The sequence below is a fragment of the Streptomyces sp. NPDC013157 genome, from assembly GCF_042899865.1.
GTDB lineage: Bacteria > Actinomycetota > Actinomycetes > Streptomycetales > Streptomycetaceae > Streptomyces.
Genome location: NZ_JBIBAK010000003.1, coordinates 94,573 through 110,424, shown reverse-complemented (window position 1 = coordinate 110,424; position 15,852 = coordinate 94,573). Strand labels below are relative to the sequence as shown.

The 15,852-nt window shown below is 71.2% G+C and carries 13 protein-coding genes and 1 pseudogene; 2 read left to right on the top strand and 12 right to left on the bottom strand.

The features are described from left to right. Positions 1-5: 5 nt before the first annotated feature. Positions 6-1,340, top strand: a complete 1,335-nt coding sequence (locus ACFY6U_RS10615) for a glutamate-1-semialdehyde 2,1-aminomutase (RefSeq protein WP_390036759.1) — start codon at positions 6-8, stop codon at positions 1,338-1,340. A gap of 22 nt (positions 1,341-1,362) precedes the next feature. On the opposite strand, the gene ACFY6U_RS10610 is transcribed toward ACFY6U_RS10615, so the two are convergent. The 3 genes from ACFY6U_RS10610 to dacB all read right to left on the bottom strand — a co-directional run bounded on the left by ACFY6U_RS10610 (position 1,363) and on the right by dacB (position 6,808). Beyond that, the gene (locus tag ACFY6U_RS10610; RefSeq protein ID WP_390037602.1) at positions 1,363-2,088 is read right to left on the bottom strand and encodes a phosphatase PAP2 family protein; all 726 of its coding nucleotides are present in this window, start codon (positions 2,086-2,088) and stop codon (positions 1,363-1,365) included. Between the two features lie 101 nt (positions 2,089-2,189). After that, a complete protein-coding gene (locus ACFY6U_RS10605) occupies positions 2,190-5,405 on the bottom strand; it encodes an NACHT domain-containing protein (RefSeq protein WP_390036757.1) in 3,216 nt (1,071 codons plus the stop codon). Positions 5,406-5,473: 68 nt separating this feature from the next. Continuing rightward, a complete protein-coding gene (gene dacB, locus ACFY6U_RS10600; RefSeq protein WP_390036755.1) occupies positions 5,474-6,808 on the bottom strand; it encodes a D-alanyl-D-alanine carboxypeptidase/D-alanyl-D-alanine-endopeptidase in 1,335 nt (444 codons plus the stop codon). Positions 6,809-6,962: 154 nt separating this feature from the next. On the opposite strand from dacB, the gene ACFY6U_RS10595 reads away from it, so the two are divergent. Next, a complete protein-coding gene (locus ACFY6U_RS10595) occupies positions 6,963-7,910 on the top strand; it encodes an AraC family transcriptional regulator (RefSeq protein WP_390036753.1) in 948 nt (315 codons plus the stop codon). Positions 7,911-7,958: 48 nt separating this feature from the next. Here ACFY6U_RS10595 and ACFY6U_RS10590 read toward each other — a convergent pair whose 3' ends face one another. The 9 genes and pseudogenes from ACFY6U_RS10590 to ACFY6U_RS10550 form a co-directional block, all read right to left on the bottom strand. Further along, positions 7,959-8,090 (bottom strand): hypothetical protein, encoded by a 132-nt coding sequence (locus ACFY6U_RS10590; RefSeq protein WP_390037675.1) that lies wholly within the window; start codon positions 8,088-8,090, stop codon positions 7,959-7,961. Between the two features lie 100 nt (positions 8,091-8,190). Continuing rightward, positions 8,191-8,328 (bottom strand): annotated as a pseudogene (locus tag ACFY6U_RS10585) (dioxygenase); the annotation flags it as partial. Positions 8,329-8,439: 111 nt separating this feature from the next. Then, entirely contained in the window at positions 8,440-8,601 is a 162-nt protein-coding gene (locus ACFY6U_RS10580) for a hypothetical protein (RefSeq protein ID WP_390036751.1), read from the bottom strand. A gap of 4 nt (positions 8,602-8,605) precedes the next feature. Then, positions 8,606-10,399, bottom strand: coding sequence for an FAD-dependent oxidoreductase (locus tag ACFY6U_RS10575; protein WP_390036749.1), 1,794 nt, complete (start codon positions 10,397-10,399; stop codon positions 8,606-8,608). A 138-nt stretch (positions 10,400-10,537) separates the two neighbouring features. Then, entirely contained in the window at positions 10,538-11,527 is a 990-nt protein-coding gene (locus ACFY6U_RS10570; protein WP_390036747.1) for a zinc-dependent alcohol dehydrogenase family protein, read from the bottom strand. Then, on the bottom strand, positions 11,524-12,411 hold the full coding sequence (locus ACFY6U_RS10565) for a carbohydrate ABC transporter permease (protein WP_390036745.1): 888 nt from the start codon (positions 12,409-12,411) through the stop codon (positions 11,524-11,526). The genes ACFY6U_RS10570 and ACFY6U_RS10565 overlap by 4 nt, the downstream gene beginning before the upstream one ends. Continuing rightward, on the bottom strand, positions 12,408-13,367 hold the full coding sequence (locus tag ACFY6U_RS10560; protein WP_390036743.1) for a carbohydrate ABC transporter permease: 960 nt from the start codon (positions 13,365-13,367) through the stop codon (positions 12,408-12,410). The genes ACFY6U_RS10565 and ACFY6U_RS10560 overlap by 4 nt, the downstream gene beginning before the upstream one ends. A gap of 77 nt (positions 13,368-13,444) precedes the next feature. Further along, positions 13,445-14,800: an ABC transporter substrate-binding protein gene (locus ACFY6U_RS10555; RefSeq protein WP_390036741.1), complete on the bottom strand. Its 1,356-nt coding sequence runs from the start codon at positions 14,798-14,800 to the stop codon at positions 13,445-13,447. A gap of 94 nt (positions 14,801-14,894) precedes the next feature. Next, positions 14,895-15,656, bottom strand: coding sequence for a DeoR/GlpR family DNA-binding transcription regulator (locus tag ACFY6U_RS10550; protein WP_390036739.1), 762 nt, complete (start codon positions 15,654-15,656; stop codon positions 14,895-14,897). Positions 15,657-15,852: the final 196 nt, after the last annotated feature.

Here is a 15,852-nt window from a genome sequence, read left to right as displayed (position 1 = left end):
TCGGCGTGCACACCCAAGACATCGAGGGGTTGCTCCTGCCCCGCTCGCGGCAGGCCAACGAGCGGCTGCACGCTCTGATCCCGGGAGGCGCGCACACCTACGCCAAGGGCGACGACCAGTACCCCGAGAACCTGGCCCCGGTCATCAGCCACGGCAGCGGTGCCCACGTGTGGGACGTCGACGGCAACCGCTACATCGAGTACGGCTCCGGCCTGCGCTCGGTCAGCCTCGGCCACGCCCACCCGCGCGTGGTCGAGGCGGTACGGCGGGAACTCGACCGCGGCAGCAACTTCGTCCGGCCGTCCATCGTCGAGGTCCAGGCCGCCGAACGCTTCCTGGCCACGGTGCCCACCGCCGACATGGTGAAGTTCGCGAAGAACGGCTCCGACGCCACCACCGCCGCGGTGCGCCTCGCCCGCGCCGTCACCGGCCGCTCGCGGGTGGCCCTCTGCGCCGACCACCCGTTCTTCTCCGTCGACGACTGGTTCATCGGCACCACGCCGATGAGTGCCGGCATCCCGGCGGCGACCACCGAGCTCACCGTGTCCTTCCCCTACGGGGACCTGGCCGCCACGGAGGAACTGCTCACCCGGTACCAGGACGAGATCGCCTGCCTGATCCTCGAACCCGCCACCCAGTCCGAGCCGCCGCCGGGGTACCTCGCCGGCCTGCGGGACCTGGCCGACCGGCACGGCTGCGTTCTGGTCTTCGACGAGATGATCACCGGCTTCCGCTGGTCCGAGGCCGGCGCCCAGGGCCTGTACGGCGTCGTCCCCGACCTCTCCACGTTCGGCAAGGCGCTGGGCAACGGGTTCGCCGTCTCCGCGCTGGCCGGGCGACGCGACCTGATGGAACGGGGCGGACTGCGCGATTCCGGTGACCGGGTGTTCCTGCTGTCCACCACGCACGGTGCGGAGACGCACTCCCTGGCGGCCGCGATGGCCGTGCAGACCACCTATGTCGAGGAGGGCGTGACCGCGCGCCTGCACGCCCTCGGCGAACGGCTGGCCGCCGGTGTCCGCGACGCCGCGGCCGCCGCGGGCGTCGGCGACCACGTCGTCGTCCGGGGCCGGGCCAGCAACCTGGTCTTCGCCACCCTCGACGAGAACCTGCGGCCGTCGCAGCAGTACCGCACCCTGTTCCTGCGCCGGCTCCTCGCGGGCGGGGTGCTCGCCCCGTCGTTCGTGGTGAGCAGCGCACTCGACGAGGCGGACATCGACCGCACCGTCGACGTGGTGGCCGGGGCATGTGCGGTGTACCGGCAGGCGCTGGAAGCCGCCGACCCCACCGCCTGGCTGGCCGGGCGGGCGGTGAAGCCCGTGTTCCGCCGCCTGGCGTGACCTGATGTGACCTGACGTGACGTCAGCGGTGCTCCCGCGGGCCCGCGTCGGTCATCCGCTCGGCCCGCCGGTCGGCCATGCGGTCGGCCAGGCGGTCGACCAGCCACGCGGTCGCCGGTATCACCGCCAGCGCGGTGCACCAGCCGCCGAGGGCGTCGGTCGGGTAGTGCGCGCCCAGGCCGACCTCCGCCCAGCCCATGGCGGCGCCGGCGGCCAGCGAGGCGGCGAGCACGAGCGACGTGCCGGCCGCCCTGCCGAGTCCGAGCCGACCGGTCGCGGGCAGCGCCGCCATGAGGGCGAGAGCGGTGAAGAAGGCGGTGTGCCCGCTCGGGTAGGACAGGTTGCCCGGGCCGTGGATGGTGCGCCCCACCACGTGCTTGAGCAGGGTGGTCGTCCCCACGGTCAGGCCGGTGCCGGCGGCGACGAGCACCGCCGCGCGGGGCCGGCGAAGCAGCAGGCAGCCCGCCACGCAGGCCACGATCACCAGCGCCGATCCCGCGGGTTCTCCCAGGAAGTCCAGGGTCAGGGCGACGTGCCGCCACGGCGGTCGCACGCTGTCCGCCGTCGGCGGGACGATCCACCTGTCCACCCTGCCGGGCTCGCTGTCTCCGGCATACCGGACCCCGAGCACGACGACCACCAGCGCGGCGAGCGCCGCGACCGGCCCGAGCCACGCGCGCAGCGCCCGGGGCACCAGCGCGTGCGTCGCGGATCTGGCCGGGCCGACTTCCGGGTCCGCTCCTGCCAGACGATCCAACGTGAGCCCCCCCGTCGTGTCCGAACCGCCCCCCAGCGACCATAGCCGCCCAGCGCCCCGGACGGGTGACCGGACCGGGCCGACGTCACAGTTCAGGCCCCTTCGGGTGGCGACGGAAAGCGGTCGAGGTCTGTCTGATACCGCACCATGGATTCCACGAGCTCCCACGACAACCGGTCGCGGAGCTCCCCGGTACGGTCCGGCCACAGCACCCGGAACAGCCGGGGGCCGAGCTCTGGCGGCAGCGCCCTGAGCCTTTCGTGCTGTCTGCCGAGGGCGAGCGGGACCAGGTCCTTCGCCAGGAAGTCCGAGAAACCGTCGGACACGCCCGCGGGAAGCCGCTCCTTGTCCCGGCAGAAGGCCGTGATCAGCACGTCCACGGCGCGCACCAGGTGCGGTGACGGCGCGTCGAGCAACAGCCGTATGCCGCTGAGGGCGCGCTCGTGCAGCGCGGCGAGGCGGCTGTCGACCTGTTCGTCGCGGGCGGTGAGGAGCAGGTCGAGCAGGTCGTGGGCGAGCGAGGAGGCGGAGGCGCCCTCCCTCGCGACGAACGTGGTCACGGCCGGGCCGAGCCAGTGGAACACCGGGTCCATGGCGTGCCGTATCACCGAGTCGTTGGTGCCGGCGGACAGCGACATCTTGTGCCACACCTCGTCCCAGTACGAGCGCGACCAGCCGGGACCGCCGTGCCCCCGGGGATAGCGGTAGAGCCAGTTCATGTCGAGCGGCTCGGGCGGCCTCGTACCGTCCTCAGCCGCACGCAGCGACACCTCCAGGGCCCGTCCGTTCTCCTCCCAGTAGGGGTGGACGGACAGCGAAAGGGCGAAGTCCGTCCACTGTCCCTCGTACATCGCCGAGCGCCACAGCTGACAGTGCCGGTGCCATGCGCTCACCGGGTCCGCGGAGTCCGGGAAGAGCTCCGCCACCGAGCAGCGCCCCGCGAGCAGAACGGTGACCAGGACGAGGTTGGAGCCGTACAGACCGTGCCGCGTCGCCGTACGCAGGAGTGCGGGACGGTAGCCCGGGTGCTGGTCGCCGGTGCGCGTCTCGTGCTGGGTGTGGACCTGGATGAGGCGCCGGGCGAGCCGCCGGCGTTCGGCCTCGGGTATCCGTCCGGTCAGCGACCGGGCGAAGCGCAGCATCTGACGGGACGAGAGGGAGGCGTACGACAGCAGCGCGAAGGCGAGGTCGTCGTCGAAGAGGGCACCGCCGAGCGAGAGCGCCGGGCGGGGCCTGAGCAGGTCGGCGAGCACGTGCAGGGCGAGCCGGATCGCCAGGTACTCGCCGAACGTCGCATGGAGGAACTCGTAGCTGGCGAGCACCTGTCCGTCGCGCACCGACTGGGCACGCTGGACGAAGAAGAAGCGGCCGAGAGCCGTCTCGGCGGCGTTCAGCGGGGTGCGGAAGGCTGCGGCCTGTGCCTGCTGCCGCCCGAGGACCGCCGTGAGGTCCTCCTCCAGTTCGGCGGCCGACACCCACTGGCGGCGCCGGTTGAGCTGGGCGAAGGCCACCAGGGAAAGCCGCTGCAGCTCCTGCTCGACCCGCTCCGTGGTCTCCTCGTCCGGTACGGCGTCCAGGGTCGACTTGCGCACCTCGCGCCGCGCGAACGAGGTGAGCAGCTGCTCGTAGAGGTCGGCCGCGTCCAGGGAGTCGCCGGTGGCGTGCTGCAGGCCGCCGTCGGTGGCGTCGTACAGCGCGAGCATGGTCAACAGCAGTGGCTGGGCGGCGAGTTCCGCGTGCTGTACGACGTGTCCCCACGTCAGCGGTGCACGGCCGCGGGCGCGGAAACCAGCCTCGTTGGCCGCGTTCCACACCGCCAGCCACTGCCTGATCTGGCCGTCCTGGAACGGTTCCAGGCGCAGCGCCACCAGTCCGTCCGGATAGCGGGCGCGGTCCGCGACGGCGGTACGACTCGTCACCAACGCCAGGACCGGGCGGCCCTGCTCGGCCTCCCGCCGCTGGAACTGGGCCACGCGGATCAGGAAGTTGTTCTGGTGGACGCCGGTCGTCTGCAGCAGCTCGTCGAAGCCGTCGAGGAGCAGCACGGGGGTGCTGCCACCGGCGGCCCGCACCAGTTCCGGCCAGCTCACGGCCTCACCGGTGGCCGCGCGGATCGCCTGCTCGATCTGGTCCTGGAGTTCGTCCTCCGCACGCACGTCCCGCAGCGGCACCCGCACCGGCAGGAAGCCCACGGCCGGAAGGCGCGCGGCGAGTACCCGGGTCAGTGCGGACTTCCCGGCCCCGGGCTGGCCGAGAACCAGCAGCGGCGCCCCGGCCAGATGGGGAGAGGTGAGCGCGCCGGCCAGGTACCGGGTCAGGTCCCGCCGGACGGGGACGCGCTCCCACCACGACTCGTCGGCCGGTCCGCTCGGTCCGGACACACCGCTCACCCGGAAGTGCGGATCGAGGTAGAGCTCCTCGAGAGTGGGGATGAGGATGCCGTCCGGCGCGGACTCGGCATCCAGGATGGTGCGGGCCAGCGCTGCCTCGTGGGCGCGCGCGAGCGCGGCGGCCACATCGACCGGCGGGCGCAGCGTCTGGGCGGTACGGGCGAGGAGTGTCTCCACACCGTCCAGCGCGCGGTGCACCTCGGCGCGGGTCGCCTGGTGCTCCATCTGCGCCGTCCAGAGCCCGAACTCGGGTCCCTGCACACACAGTTGCGTGTACAGGCCCTGGTAGCGGGCCTGCGCCGTCCTGGGCAGGACCTCCATGAGCAGGCGGCGGGCCTCCCGTCGGCCGGGCATGTCGAGGCGTTCCCAGACCGCCAGCCCTTCGACGAAGGCCAGGAACCTGCCGGCGTACTCGTCGTAGCGACCGAGCAGGGCCGCCGCGACCGCCTCGGACGAGAGGTGCGGGGCAGGGCCCGGCAGATCCGCCGCGACCAGCAGCGCGACGAGGTCCGAGACCTGCGGTGCGGGTGCCGGAGCCGTCGAGTCCACCCGGGCCAGCGCGAGTTGCTCACCACGCGTCAGGTCGACCTCGTCGAGAGCGAACGGCAGGTCCAGCTCCTGCATGGCCTCGAAGAACGCCACCACCACGACCACGGTGTGCGCGGCGCGCAACACGTCCGTCCGCTCGGCCCGGCTGTGCGCCCGGCCGAGACGCGCGCCGATGCCCTGCACCGCGTCCCGGCCGAGTCCGAGGACGCGGCCCCTGGCGTCCGCCATCCCGATCACCGTGCCGCTGATCCCGCCGGTCGCCAGATTGAGCGCGCCGCCGAGGACCCGGTCGAGTGCCGCCAGCCGTGCCGGTTCGGCACCGAGCAGCACCAACGCGTCGCTGAACCTGAGCAGTCTGCGCACCCCCATGCCCCCACTCCCCGTGTGCGGCCTCCACTCTGTCACGTGCGGGCTTCGAGGGGCGCAGACCGGGAGCCTTATGCCCAGCAGCCGTTGACCGTGGCCGCCAGGCCGTCGAGGGCGTCCTTGGTGGCGGCCGGGTCGGCGGTGGAGTTGTTCTCGATGAAGGAGAAGATCTTCCAGCGCCCGTCCGCGGCCCTGGTCAGCCCGCTCAGCGCGATCGCACCGGTGAGCGTGCCCGTCTTCGCCTGCACCTTGCCGACGGCGCACTGCGAGTCCGCGGTGTCGAAGCGACCCCATTCGGGGCCCAGGGTGGAGCCGGCCTCTCCGGCGACGGGCAGGCCGTCGATGATGTACCTGAGGGTCGGGGCGTTGCGCGCGTCGTCGGCGACGTCGAGGATGTCGGCGATGGTCTGTGCCGGGATGCGGTTGGCGCGGGACAGTCCGCTGCCGTCGTGGATCTCGTAGTTGTCCAGCGAGACGCCGTACCCGCGGAGCACCTCGCGTACGACCGCCGTGCCGTCCTCGAAGGTCGGCGGCCGGTCGGCACCGATTGCGGTCATCCGCAGCAGGGTCTCGGCGATATCGTTGTCGCTCACCTTGAGCATGTGCTCGACGATGGTGGACAGTTTGCCGGACCGGTGCCGGGCGACCGGTACGTCGCCCTTCGCGGCCGTGCCGTGGGTGACGTCGCCCGTGACGGTCACGCCCTGCTGGGCGAGGAACCCGGCGAAGACCTGGCCCGCGTCCAGGGACGTGTCCGTGACCTGGTGGCCGTCGACCACGAGCGCCCGTACGGGTGCGACGGAGTCCGGGTAGTAGCCGTCGTTCCAGCCGGTCGCGAGCGTGGGCTCGGGGAAGAGGCTGTCGTCCACCTGGACCTTGACCGAGGTGAGACCCGCGTTCTTGAGTCCCGCGACGGCGGTCTTCGCCATCGCCTCGAGGTCGGCGCTGGTCAGGGTGCGGTCGCCGCCGCCCACCAGAGTGAGCGTGCCGTCGCCGTAGACGGCCTTGGTGGTGAACCGGTGGCCGGGGCCGAGCACCGTCAAGGCGGCGGTGGCGGTGCCGAGCTTGGTGTTGGACGCGGGCATCAGCGCGGTGCTCGCGTCGTGGCCCCAGACGGCCTTGTCGGACACGGCGTCGATGACGACGCCGCTCAGTGTGGAGCCGAGACGGGTGTCCTGGACGCGCGTGTCGAGATTGTCCGCGATCTTCTGCTCGGCGGGGTCGAGTGCCGTGGCCGGGGCCTTGGCGTCGGTCTTGCCGGCGGCGAAGGCGGTCGTGCCGAAGAGGATCGTCCCGGCGATGGGGGCGGTCACGGCGACGACGGCGACCCGGCGGAGGGCGGGGTGGACGATTCTCGCCTTGCGGTGACGAGCGGACGTACGGACGGGGGATGGGGGGTTGGACATGCGGACCTCGTCGAAGTGCTCGTGGGACAACGGTAGTTGGGAGGAGGATCTTGAGTTCCCAAGAGTGAAAGCTACAGGCGTGATCCGGTTCTCCCGGCACGGTTTCCTGCATCCGGCCCCACGGGTCGGGCGCCCGGGGGAATACCCTGGGCGAATGACGACCGGCATGCCGTCGGGGCCCGTGCGCTTCAGCACGATCGGACTGCCCGAGGCCCAGCGGGTCGCGCTGTGGGAGAAGCACAACGCGACCGCGCTGATCGGTCTGCGCTGCCGGTCGCTCGACGACCGGGCCCTCGAGGCGACCGAGATCAACCTGCAGCTCCCCAGGGTCCACGTGGCCCGGGTGACGGGGAACTCCCACGTCGTCGAACGCACCCGTGCGGTCGTCCGGCGCCTGCCGTCCGAGGCCGTCGCCTGCTATCTGACGCTGGTCGGAGAGGCGTTCTTCTATCACGACGACGGCGTCCAGGTGGTCCGGCCCGGGCAGCTGATCGTGTGCGACGCGGACCGGCCCTTCATGCGCGGCTTCTCCCAGGGCCTCGAGGAGCTGGCCGTCAAGGTGCCGCGTCAGGTGTGGCGGGAAGTCGCCGGCCCGGAGCCGTTGACCCTCCCCAGGGTGTTCGACTTCGGCACGGGCGGCGTTCAGGCCAGGGCGCTGGCACGGCTGGCGGGCCGGGCCGTGCACCCCGAGACGTCCCGGCCGGTCGACGAGGACACCCTGCTGGGCCTGCTCGCCGGTGTGGTGAGCGGCCGCCCGGCCGAGCTCTCGACCGTCCACCTGGCGATGGCCAAGGCCTACGCCGAGGACCGCCTGGGTGACAGCGGCCTCAACGCGGCCCGGATCGCCAAGGGCATCGGGATCAGCGAGCGGCACCTGTCCCGGGTGTTCGCGGCGGGCGGCACGACTGTTCCGCAGTACCTGCTGGCCCGCCGGCTGGAGGGGGCGCGGGCCCTGCTGGCCGCGGGCGGGAACCCGACCGTCGCCGAGGTGGCCGCGCGCTGCGGCTTCGGTTCGGCCGCCCACTTCTCGCACCGGTTCAAGGAGCGGTACGGGGTGCGCGCCACCGACGTGCTGCGGGAGGCCCGGGCGGCTGACGGCTGACGGCTGACGGCCTGCGAAGAGCCGGACCCGCCGCCCGGCCGGGGCGGGTCAGGCGCCGTCGGGTGCGAGCACGACGCCGAACGGGACCCGGGACCAGGCGCGCCCCGCCAGATCCCGCCTGTCGGGTGCCGGGGCGTCCGGCCGCTGCCGCCGGAACTCCTTGACCAGGGACTCCTTCACGCCGAACACCGCGTCGTGGGATGACGGTGGCCTCGGTGGCGTCGCCGTACGCCTGGTTGTTGACGGCGACGGTCTGCAGGGAGGCACCGAGCACGTCCGAGAGGAGGATGAACTCCTGGCGGCGGCCGTCGGTGATGTGCCCGGTCCGGGTGAGGAACCCGATCCCCTGGTGCCACTCGTCCTCCGTCAGCCGCACCTCCCGTACGAACGCGTGCAGATGGCGCACCAGGGACTCCATGAGCTCCCGGAGCCGGGGGTCGGTGCAGTCGCCGAACGAGTCGAGGACCTGCCGGGTGATCTGCCTCCCGCGCCTGCTGCTCGGCGGGAACGGCGTCCCGGGTCTCGCCGGTCATGGCCGTGCTCCTTCCCGGGCCGCGCGCACCAGCCGGACGACCGGCCCGAGCGTGACGGTCCGCGGCGGGTCCGGTTCGTCGTACGGCAGGGCCGGTCCGGCGGACGCCGTCGGCGCGTCGAAGGCCGCCGCGAGCCGTCGTGAGGCCTCGGGGCGCACCGGCTCAGGCCCTTCCCAGGACGGCGGTCAGGGCGTCGCGCAGCCGGCCCTCCGGGTCGTCCGGCAGGGTCATGGCACGCCAGGCGATGTGCTTGTCGGGGCGGACCAGCAGCACCCCGCTCTCCTCGACCTCGCGCAGCTTGGCCCAGTCGTAGTAGAGGTCGGTGACCTCCCGCCCCGGACCGATGACGACCGTCGCCAGCGGCACACCGAGTTCCTGGCCGACCTTCTCGGCCGCGCCCTCCCAGGCCTCGCCCGCGATACCGGTGACGAGCGTCCAGCGGTCGTACGGCGCCACGTCCATCAGCGCCCGGCGGTGCGCGCTGTCCCCGACCCACGCGTGCGGCAGATGCGCGCCCGGCACCGTGGACATCTCGTAGTAGAGGTCGGGATCGCGCGTCGGCACGGGTGGTGCGCTGCCGTCGGGGAGGATCGCCGACGAGGCGTAGAACTGACCGAGTTCGACGCCGTGCGCGTTGAACTCGTAGTTCTTCAGGTCCATCGCCCGCACCAGCGCGGCCCGTTTGGCGGCGCCCGCGGGGGTGTTGGCCTTGCGTTCCTCGATCGCAGCCGTCATCTCTGCCTCCGTCGTGGCGTCGAGGACACCGAGGGCCCTGAAGATGTCGACGAACTCCCGGCTCGACCTGTTGGCCCGCTTGACGATGCGTTCGGCGACCGGCGCCCGCTCGGCGGAGTAGGTGTCGAGCAGCGCGGGACCCGCGTGGCCCTTGAGGACGGCGGCCAGTTTCCAGACGAGGTTGTAGGCGTCCTGCACCGAGGTGTTGGAGCCGAGGCCGTTGCTCGGCGGGTGCCGGTGGACGGCGTCGCCCGCGCAGAACACCCGGCCGCTGTGCAGGCGGGTGGCGTACATCTCGTTGTTGCCCCACAGGCTGGTGCCGGTGATCTCGACGTCGAGGTCCGGCATGCCCAGGAGGTTGCGGACGATCTGGACCGCCGCCACCTCGTCGACCTGCGGGGGCTCCTCGTCGATGTCGTAGCCCCACACGATCAGCCACTCGTTCCAGGGACGGACCATCCGGACCAGCCCCGCGCCGATCCCGCCGACGTTCGAGCCGGGCTGGACCACCCAGTACAGGACCGAGGGCCGGTGGGCGACGTAGCGGCCGATGTCGGCCTTGAAGGTGATGTTCATCGAGCCGGCGATGTCCATCGCCCCTTCGAAGGGCAGGCCGATGTCCGCGGCGACCGCGGAGCGGGCCCCGTCGGCGCCGATCAGGTACTTGGCGCGGATCAGGTACGTCTTGCCCGTCAGCCGGTCGAGGACGTCGACGGTCACCCCGTCGGCATCCTGCGTGTGGGAGAGGTACTCGGTGGAGAACCGCGTCTGCGTGCCGCGCCGCGCGGCGTTGCGGACCAGGATCGGCTCCAGATACGTCTGCGGGATGTCGACGGTCAGACAGGGCGACGCGAGCCGGTAGTCCGCCTCGCGGTCCGGGCGGGTGCCCCAGGTGTGGATCCGGCCGATCTCCTCCCCGGCGATGCTGGTGCAGAACACCGTGTCGCCGACGAGGGCGTGGTCCGTGGCGTCGGCGAGCACCTGGTCCTCGATGCCGACGTCGCGGAAGACCTCCATGGCCCGCTGGTTGGTGATGTGGGCGCGGGGGGTGTTCGCCGTCCAGCGGTACTTGGTGATCATGATGTTGTCCACGCCGAGCGTGGAGAGCAGCAGGGCCGCGGCGGCGCCCGCCGGCCCGGATCCCACGACCAGGACGTCCGTGGTCATCACCGGGCCGGAGGGCAGTTCGGTCTCGGCGGTCCCGTCGTCGAATTCCGGCATCCTGGGCACCTCTCGTCCGTCCGGCGTCGTCGCCGGTGGCTTCACTGTGCGGCCGGCGACGCCCCAGGGCAGCGCTGACGGACGTTCTCGGCGGAAACCGCAAGACATGGCGGATCCGCGAAGACCGGTCGCCCGGGGTCAGGGCAGGACGACGATCTTGCGTCCCTGACCGGCCGCGAACCGGTCCAGTGCCTGCGGGTACTCCGCCAGCGGCAGCCGGTGGCTGATGAAGACCTGCGGATCGAGGACACCGGAGGCGAAGAGCTCCGCAGCGCGTTCGTAGCTGTGCAGTACCGCCATCGAACCGGTGATCGTGATCTCCTGGTTGTAGATGCGGTACGGCGAAATGGTCGCCGTCGTCGCGTAGTCGGCGACCCCGAACTGCAGGAACGTGCCGGCCTTGGCGACCCGGTCCAGGCCGTCCTGGATCGCGGCGGCGTTGCCCGTCGCGTCGACCACCACGTCCCAGCCGCCCGGCCGGGCCAGTTCGTCGGCCGACAGCGCCGTCCTGGACGAACCCAGCCTCCCGGCCGTGGCGAGCCGCTCCGCGTTGACGTCGACGACGTCCACCGAGGCCGCTCCGGTGCGCTTGGCCAGCTCCAGCATCATCAGGCCCATCGTGCCGCTGCCGTAGACCAGCACATGGGAGCCGAGCCTGCTGCTGAGCACGTCGTAGCCGCGTACCGCGCAGGACAGCGGCTCGATCAGGGCCGCGTCCTGGACGTCCACGTGGTCCGGCAGGCGTACGCAGTTGGCGACGGGGGCCGCGGCGTACTCCGCGGCGCCGCCCGCCACGGTCACCCCGATCGCCTGCCAGCGGTCGCACAGGTTGTTGTGCCCGGTCCGGCAGCAGCGGCACTCGTTGCAGTACAGCGAGGGGTCCACGGCCACCCGGTCGCCGACCGCGAGTTCGGTCACCTCGCGGCCGAGTTCCACGACCCGCCCGGCGAACTCGTGGCCCGGCACGACCGGCAGGGTCGGGGCGAACTCGCCCTGCAGGATGTGCAGATCGGTCCCGCACAGCCCGCAGGCCGCCACCTCGACGACGACCTCGCGCGGCCCGGGCGCGGGATCGGGAACCGTGGTGACGGTGACCTTGCCGGGCGCTTCGATGACGGCGGCTCTCACTTGACTGCTCCTAGGGACAGGCCGCGGACCAGTTTGTCCTGGGCGGCGAAACCGGCGATGAGGACCGGCAGGGAGACCAGGGTCGCGGCGGCGCAGAGCCGGGCGAGGAAGAGGCCCTCGCTGGTGATGAAGCCGACGAGGAAGACCGGCGCCGTCGACGCGTTGGTCGCGGTCAGGTTGACGGCGAACATGAACTCGTTCCAGCTGAAGATGAAGCAGATCAGCGAGGTGGCCGCCAGTCCCGGCGCCGCGACCGGTGCGACGATCCGCCACAGCACGGTGAGCAGGCCCGCGCCGTCGACCTCGGCCGCCTCCAGGATCTCCCTGGGCACCTCGGCGAGGAACGAGCGCATCATCCAGACCGCGATCGGCAGGTTCATCGCGGTGTAGAGGACGATCAGCGTCCACACGTTGTCCAGCATCCCGGCGTCCTTGACGATCAGGTACACCGGCAGCAGGGCCGCGATGGCGGGCAGGAACTTGGTGGACAGGAAGAAGAACATCACGTCGGTCCACTTCCGGACCGGCTTGATGGACAGCGCGTAGGCCGTCGGCACCGCGAAGGCCAGTACCAGCAGCGTGGAAACGATGCCGGCCATGGCCGAGTTGAGGAGGAACGGGGTGATGTCCCGGCTGAACAGCAACCGGTACTGGTCGAAGGTGAGGGCGGCGAAGGGGGTCGGCGGGTTGGTCGCCGCGTCCGCCTCCTGGTGGAAGGAGGTGAGCACCATCCAGGCCACCGGCGCGAAGAACGCCAGCGTGGCCAGCCAGGCGACGAAGGTCCACAGCGGCGACAGCTTCGGCGTACCACTGTGATCGTCGCGGCCGCGGACCAGCTTCCTCAGCCGCGCGCCGGGGGCGGCGACCGCCGAGTACGCCGTCATCGGGACACCTCCTCGCGGAACAGCGACGCGATGGTGCGCAGCGCGAAGGTCGCGATCACGATCGAGCCGAGCACGACGACCACACCGGCGGCGGCCGCCTGGCCGTACTCGTACTTGCGGAACATGGTCAGGTAGATCTCGTAGGGCAGGTTGGTCGTCTGCGAGCCGGGGCCGCCCTGGGTGATCGTGTAGACCGCGTCGAAGGTCTGCACGACGTAGATCGTGCCGAGCAGGATGCCCAGCTCGATGTACTGGCGCAGGTGCGGCAGGGTGATGAAGCGGAAGGTCGCCATCGCCGACGCGCCGTCCACGCGGGCCGCCTCCAGGACGTCACCGGGCTGTGCCTGCAGACCCGCCAGCAGGATCAGCATCATGAACGGGGTCCACTGCCACACCAGCGACACGACGACGGCGGGCATCGGATACGACGTGACCCAGTCGACCGTGGGCCCGTTGGAGGCTCCGAACAGCCGGTACACGGCGTTGAGGGTGCCGTTGAGCAGACCGTAGTCGGGGTTGTAGATCGCGTGCTTCCACAGCAGTGCCGCCGCGACCGGCATCACCAGGAACGGCGCGATCAGCAGCGTCCGCGCCAGGCCCCGGCCGACGAACCGGCGGTCGAGGAGCATCGCCAGTCCGAGGCCGAGGACCACGCTGATCAGCACCACGGACGCGGTGAGTACGACGGTGTTGAGTACGGCCGTGCGCAGCCGTTCGTCGGTGAAGACGAATGTGAAGTTGGACAGGCCGACGAAGTGCCGGTCGCCAGGCTTGAGGATGTTCCACTGCAAGGTGGAGATCACGATGGTGGCGACGAAGGGCAACTGCGTGACGACGATGGTGAAGACGAGCGCCGGGAGCAGGGGGAGGCGCCGCTTCCATCTGCCGGCGGCGGACGGTGTGCGCGAGCGGCTGGGTGGTGGTGCGGTCGTGGGTGGAGCCGTGAGCGTGGTCATGGAGAGGTCCTCTGCCGGTGACAGCCGGATGGGGGAGCGGAGCCCGGCCGGCGCGGCGGCCGGCCGGGCGGTGACGGTCACCGGTAGTTCTCGGCGACGTCCTCGGCGAGCTTCTGGCCGTCGTCGAGCGCCTTGTCCACGCTGGTCTTGCCGGCGATGGCGGCGGAGATCTCCTGGGTGACCTTGGTGCCCAGGTCCTGGAACTCGGGGATGGCCACGTACTGGACGCCCACGGTCGGGCGGGGCTGGGTGCCCGGGTCGGCCGGGTCGGCCTGCTCGATGGACTTCAGCGTGATGTCACCGAACGCCCCGGCGGCCTTCTGGTACTGCGGGATCGCGTACGTGCTGGCCCGCTTGCCGGCCGGTACCCGCGACCAGCCGAGCTTCTCGCCGACCAGCTTCTCGTACTTCTTGCTGGACGCCCACAGCACGAACTTCGAGGCGGCGTCGGCGTTCTTCGTGGTCTTGGGCATGGCCCACGCCCAACTCCACAGCCAGCCGCTGCTCTTGGTCACCGCGGTCGGCGCGTAGGCGTAGCCGACATGACCGGCGATCTTGCTGGAGCTCGGGTCCTCCAGCGAACCGGCCGCGCTGGTCGCGTCGTACCACATCGCGACCTTCTTCTGGCTCATGGCGTTCAGGCACTCGGTGAAGCCGGACTGCGCCGCTCCCGCCTCGCCGTGCTTCCGGACCAGGTCGACGTAGAAGTCGGTCGCCTTCTTGAAGGCCGGGCTGTTCACCTGGGCCTGCCAGTCCTTGGTGAACCAGGTGCCGCCGTAGGTGTTGACCACGGTCGTCAGCGTCGCCCCGAGCTCGCCCCAGCCGGCCAGGCCGCGCAGGCAGATGCCCCGCATCCCCGGCTCCGCGCCGTCGACCTTGGCCGCGATGTCGGCTATCTGCTGCCAGGTCGGGTGCTCGGGCACCGTGACGCCCTTCGCCTTCATGACGTCCTTGTTGTACATCAGGAAGGACGACTCGCCGTAGAACGGCAGGGCGTAGAGCTTGCCGTCCGAGCCGGACAGCGAGGTGACCATCGGCTTGAGCAGGTCGGCCTTGTCGAAGCCGGTGTCCTTGTCGGCGTAGGAGCCGAGCTCGTGCAGCCAGCCGTTCTTGGTCCAGATCGGCACCTCGTAGGCGCCGATGGTGGCGACGTCGTACTGGCCGGCCTGGGTGGCGACGTCCTGCGTGACCTTGTCGCGCAGCTCGTTCTCGGGGAGGACCGTGAAGTTGACCTTGATGCCGGTGTCCTTCGTGAACGTGCTCTTCGTCAGCTTCTGGATGTCCTCCATCTGCGGGTTGCCGACCATCAGCACGTTGATGCTCTTGCCGTCGCCCCCGGAGGCGGAGGTGCCGCCCGCCCCGCTGCAGGCGGCCAGCAGGGAGCCCGCGGCCGTGGCGGTGAGCAGGACATGGATCATTCTTCGTGTGCGCATGACTGACTCCATCGAGAGGTTTCGAGGGCGTGCGGAACCAGGACCCCGGCCTTAGGGGACGGGGCGGGGCGGGGAGTTGAACGTGCGGTGCGGCTCAGGCCTGGATGACCTGGGGACCCAGCAGGGCGTAGCGGCGGGCCTCGGACGAATGCAGCCCCGTGTCGGTCACGATGGCTTCAAAGTCCGTGACGTTCGCGAACCGGCAGAAGCTCACGGCGCCGAACTTGGTGTGGACGCCGGAGAACACCCGGCGTCTGGCGATACGCATGACCTCGGCCTTCACCTCGCCGACCGAGGGATCGGGGGTGGTCAGGCCCCACTGGCGGGAGATGCCGTTCGCGCCGACGTACGCCAGGTCGATGACGAAGTCGCGGAGCATGCGGCGCGCCCAGTGGTCGACCGTGGCCAGCGTCCCGCCACGCACCCGGCCGCCGAGCAGCAGGACGGTGATGTTCTCCGCCGCGGCCAGGTCACCCGCGGTGGCCAGCGACGAGGTGACCACGGTCAGTGGCCGGTCGCGGGGGAGGGCGGCGGCGATGAGCTGCGGGGTGTAGCCCTCGTCGAGGTAGATGGTCTCGGCGTCCCCGAGCAGGGCGGCCGCGGCGGTCGCGATCCTGGACTTCTCGGGGATGTGTTCGGTGGTACGGAAGGCGAGTGTGGTCTCGAAACCCGCGCTCTCGACAGGGTGGGCACCGCCGTGGGTACGACGGACCAGCCCGTGGGTCTCCAGGAGGTTCAGATCCCGTCGCACGGTTTCCCTGGACACCCCGAGATCGGCGGCGAGCCTGCCGACGTCGACGGATCCCGAGCGGCGTGCGGTTGCCAGGATTCCGCGTCTTCGTTCCTCGGCGTCCACGGCGGCACCTCCGTCTCACGGCTCTGTTCCACGGCTCTGCGCGCTGTGCCCGCGCCGGCTGATTTCGCGGAGTCCGGCCCGATCGGCCTCCGGTGGCCAAATTTGTACAAGGCGATGGCGCGTACTGGCCAGCTTCGACGTAGCGCGGTTCGTGACCGAATGTGCCCGTTTTCCGGAGGGGGAAGTGCCTGTACGG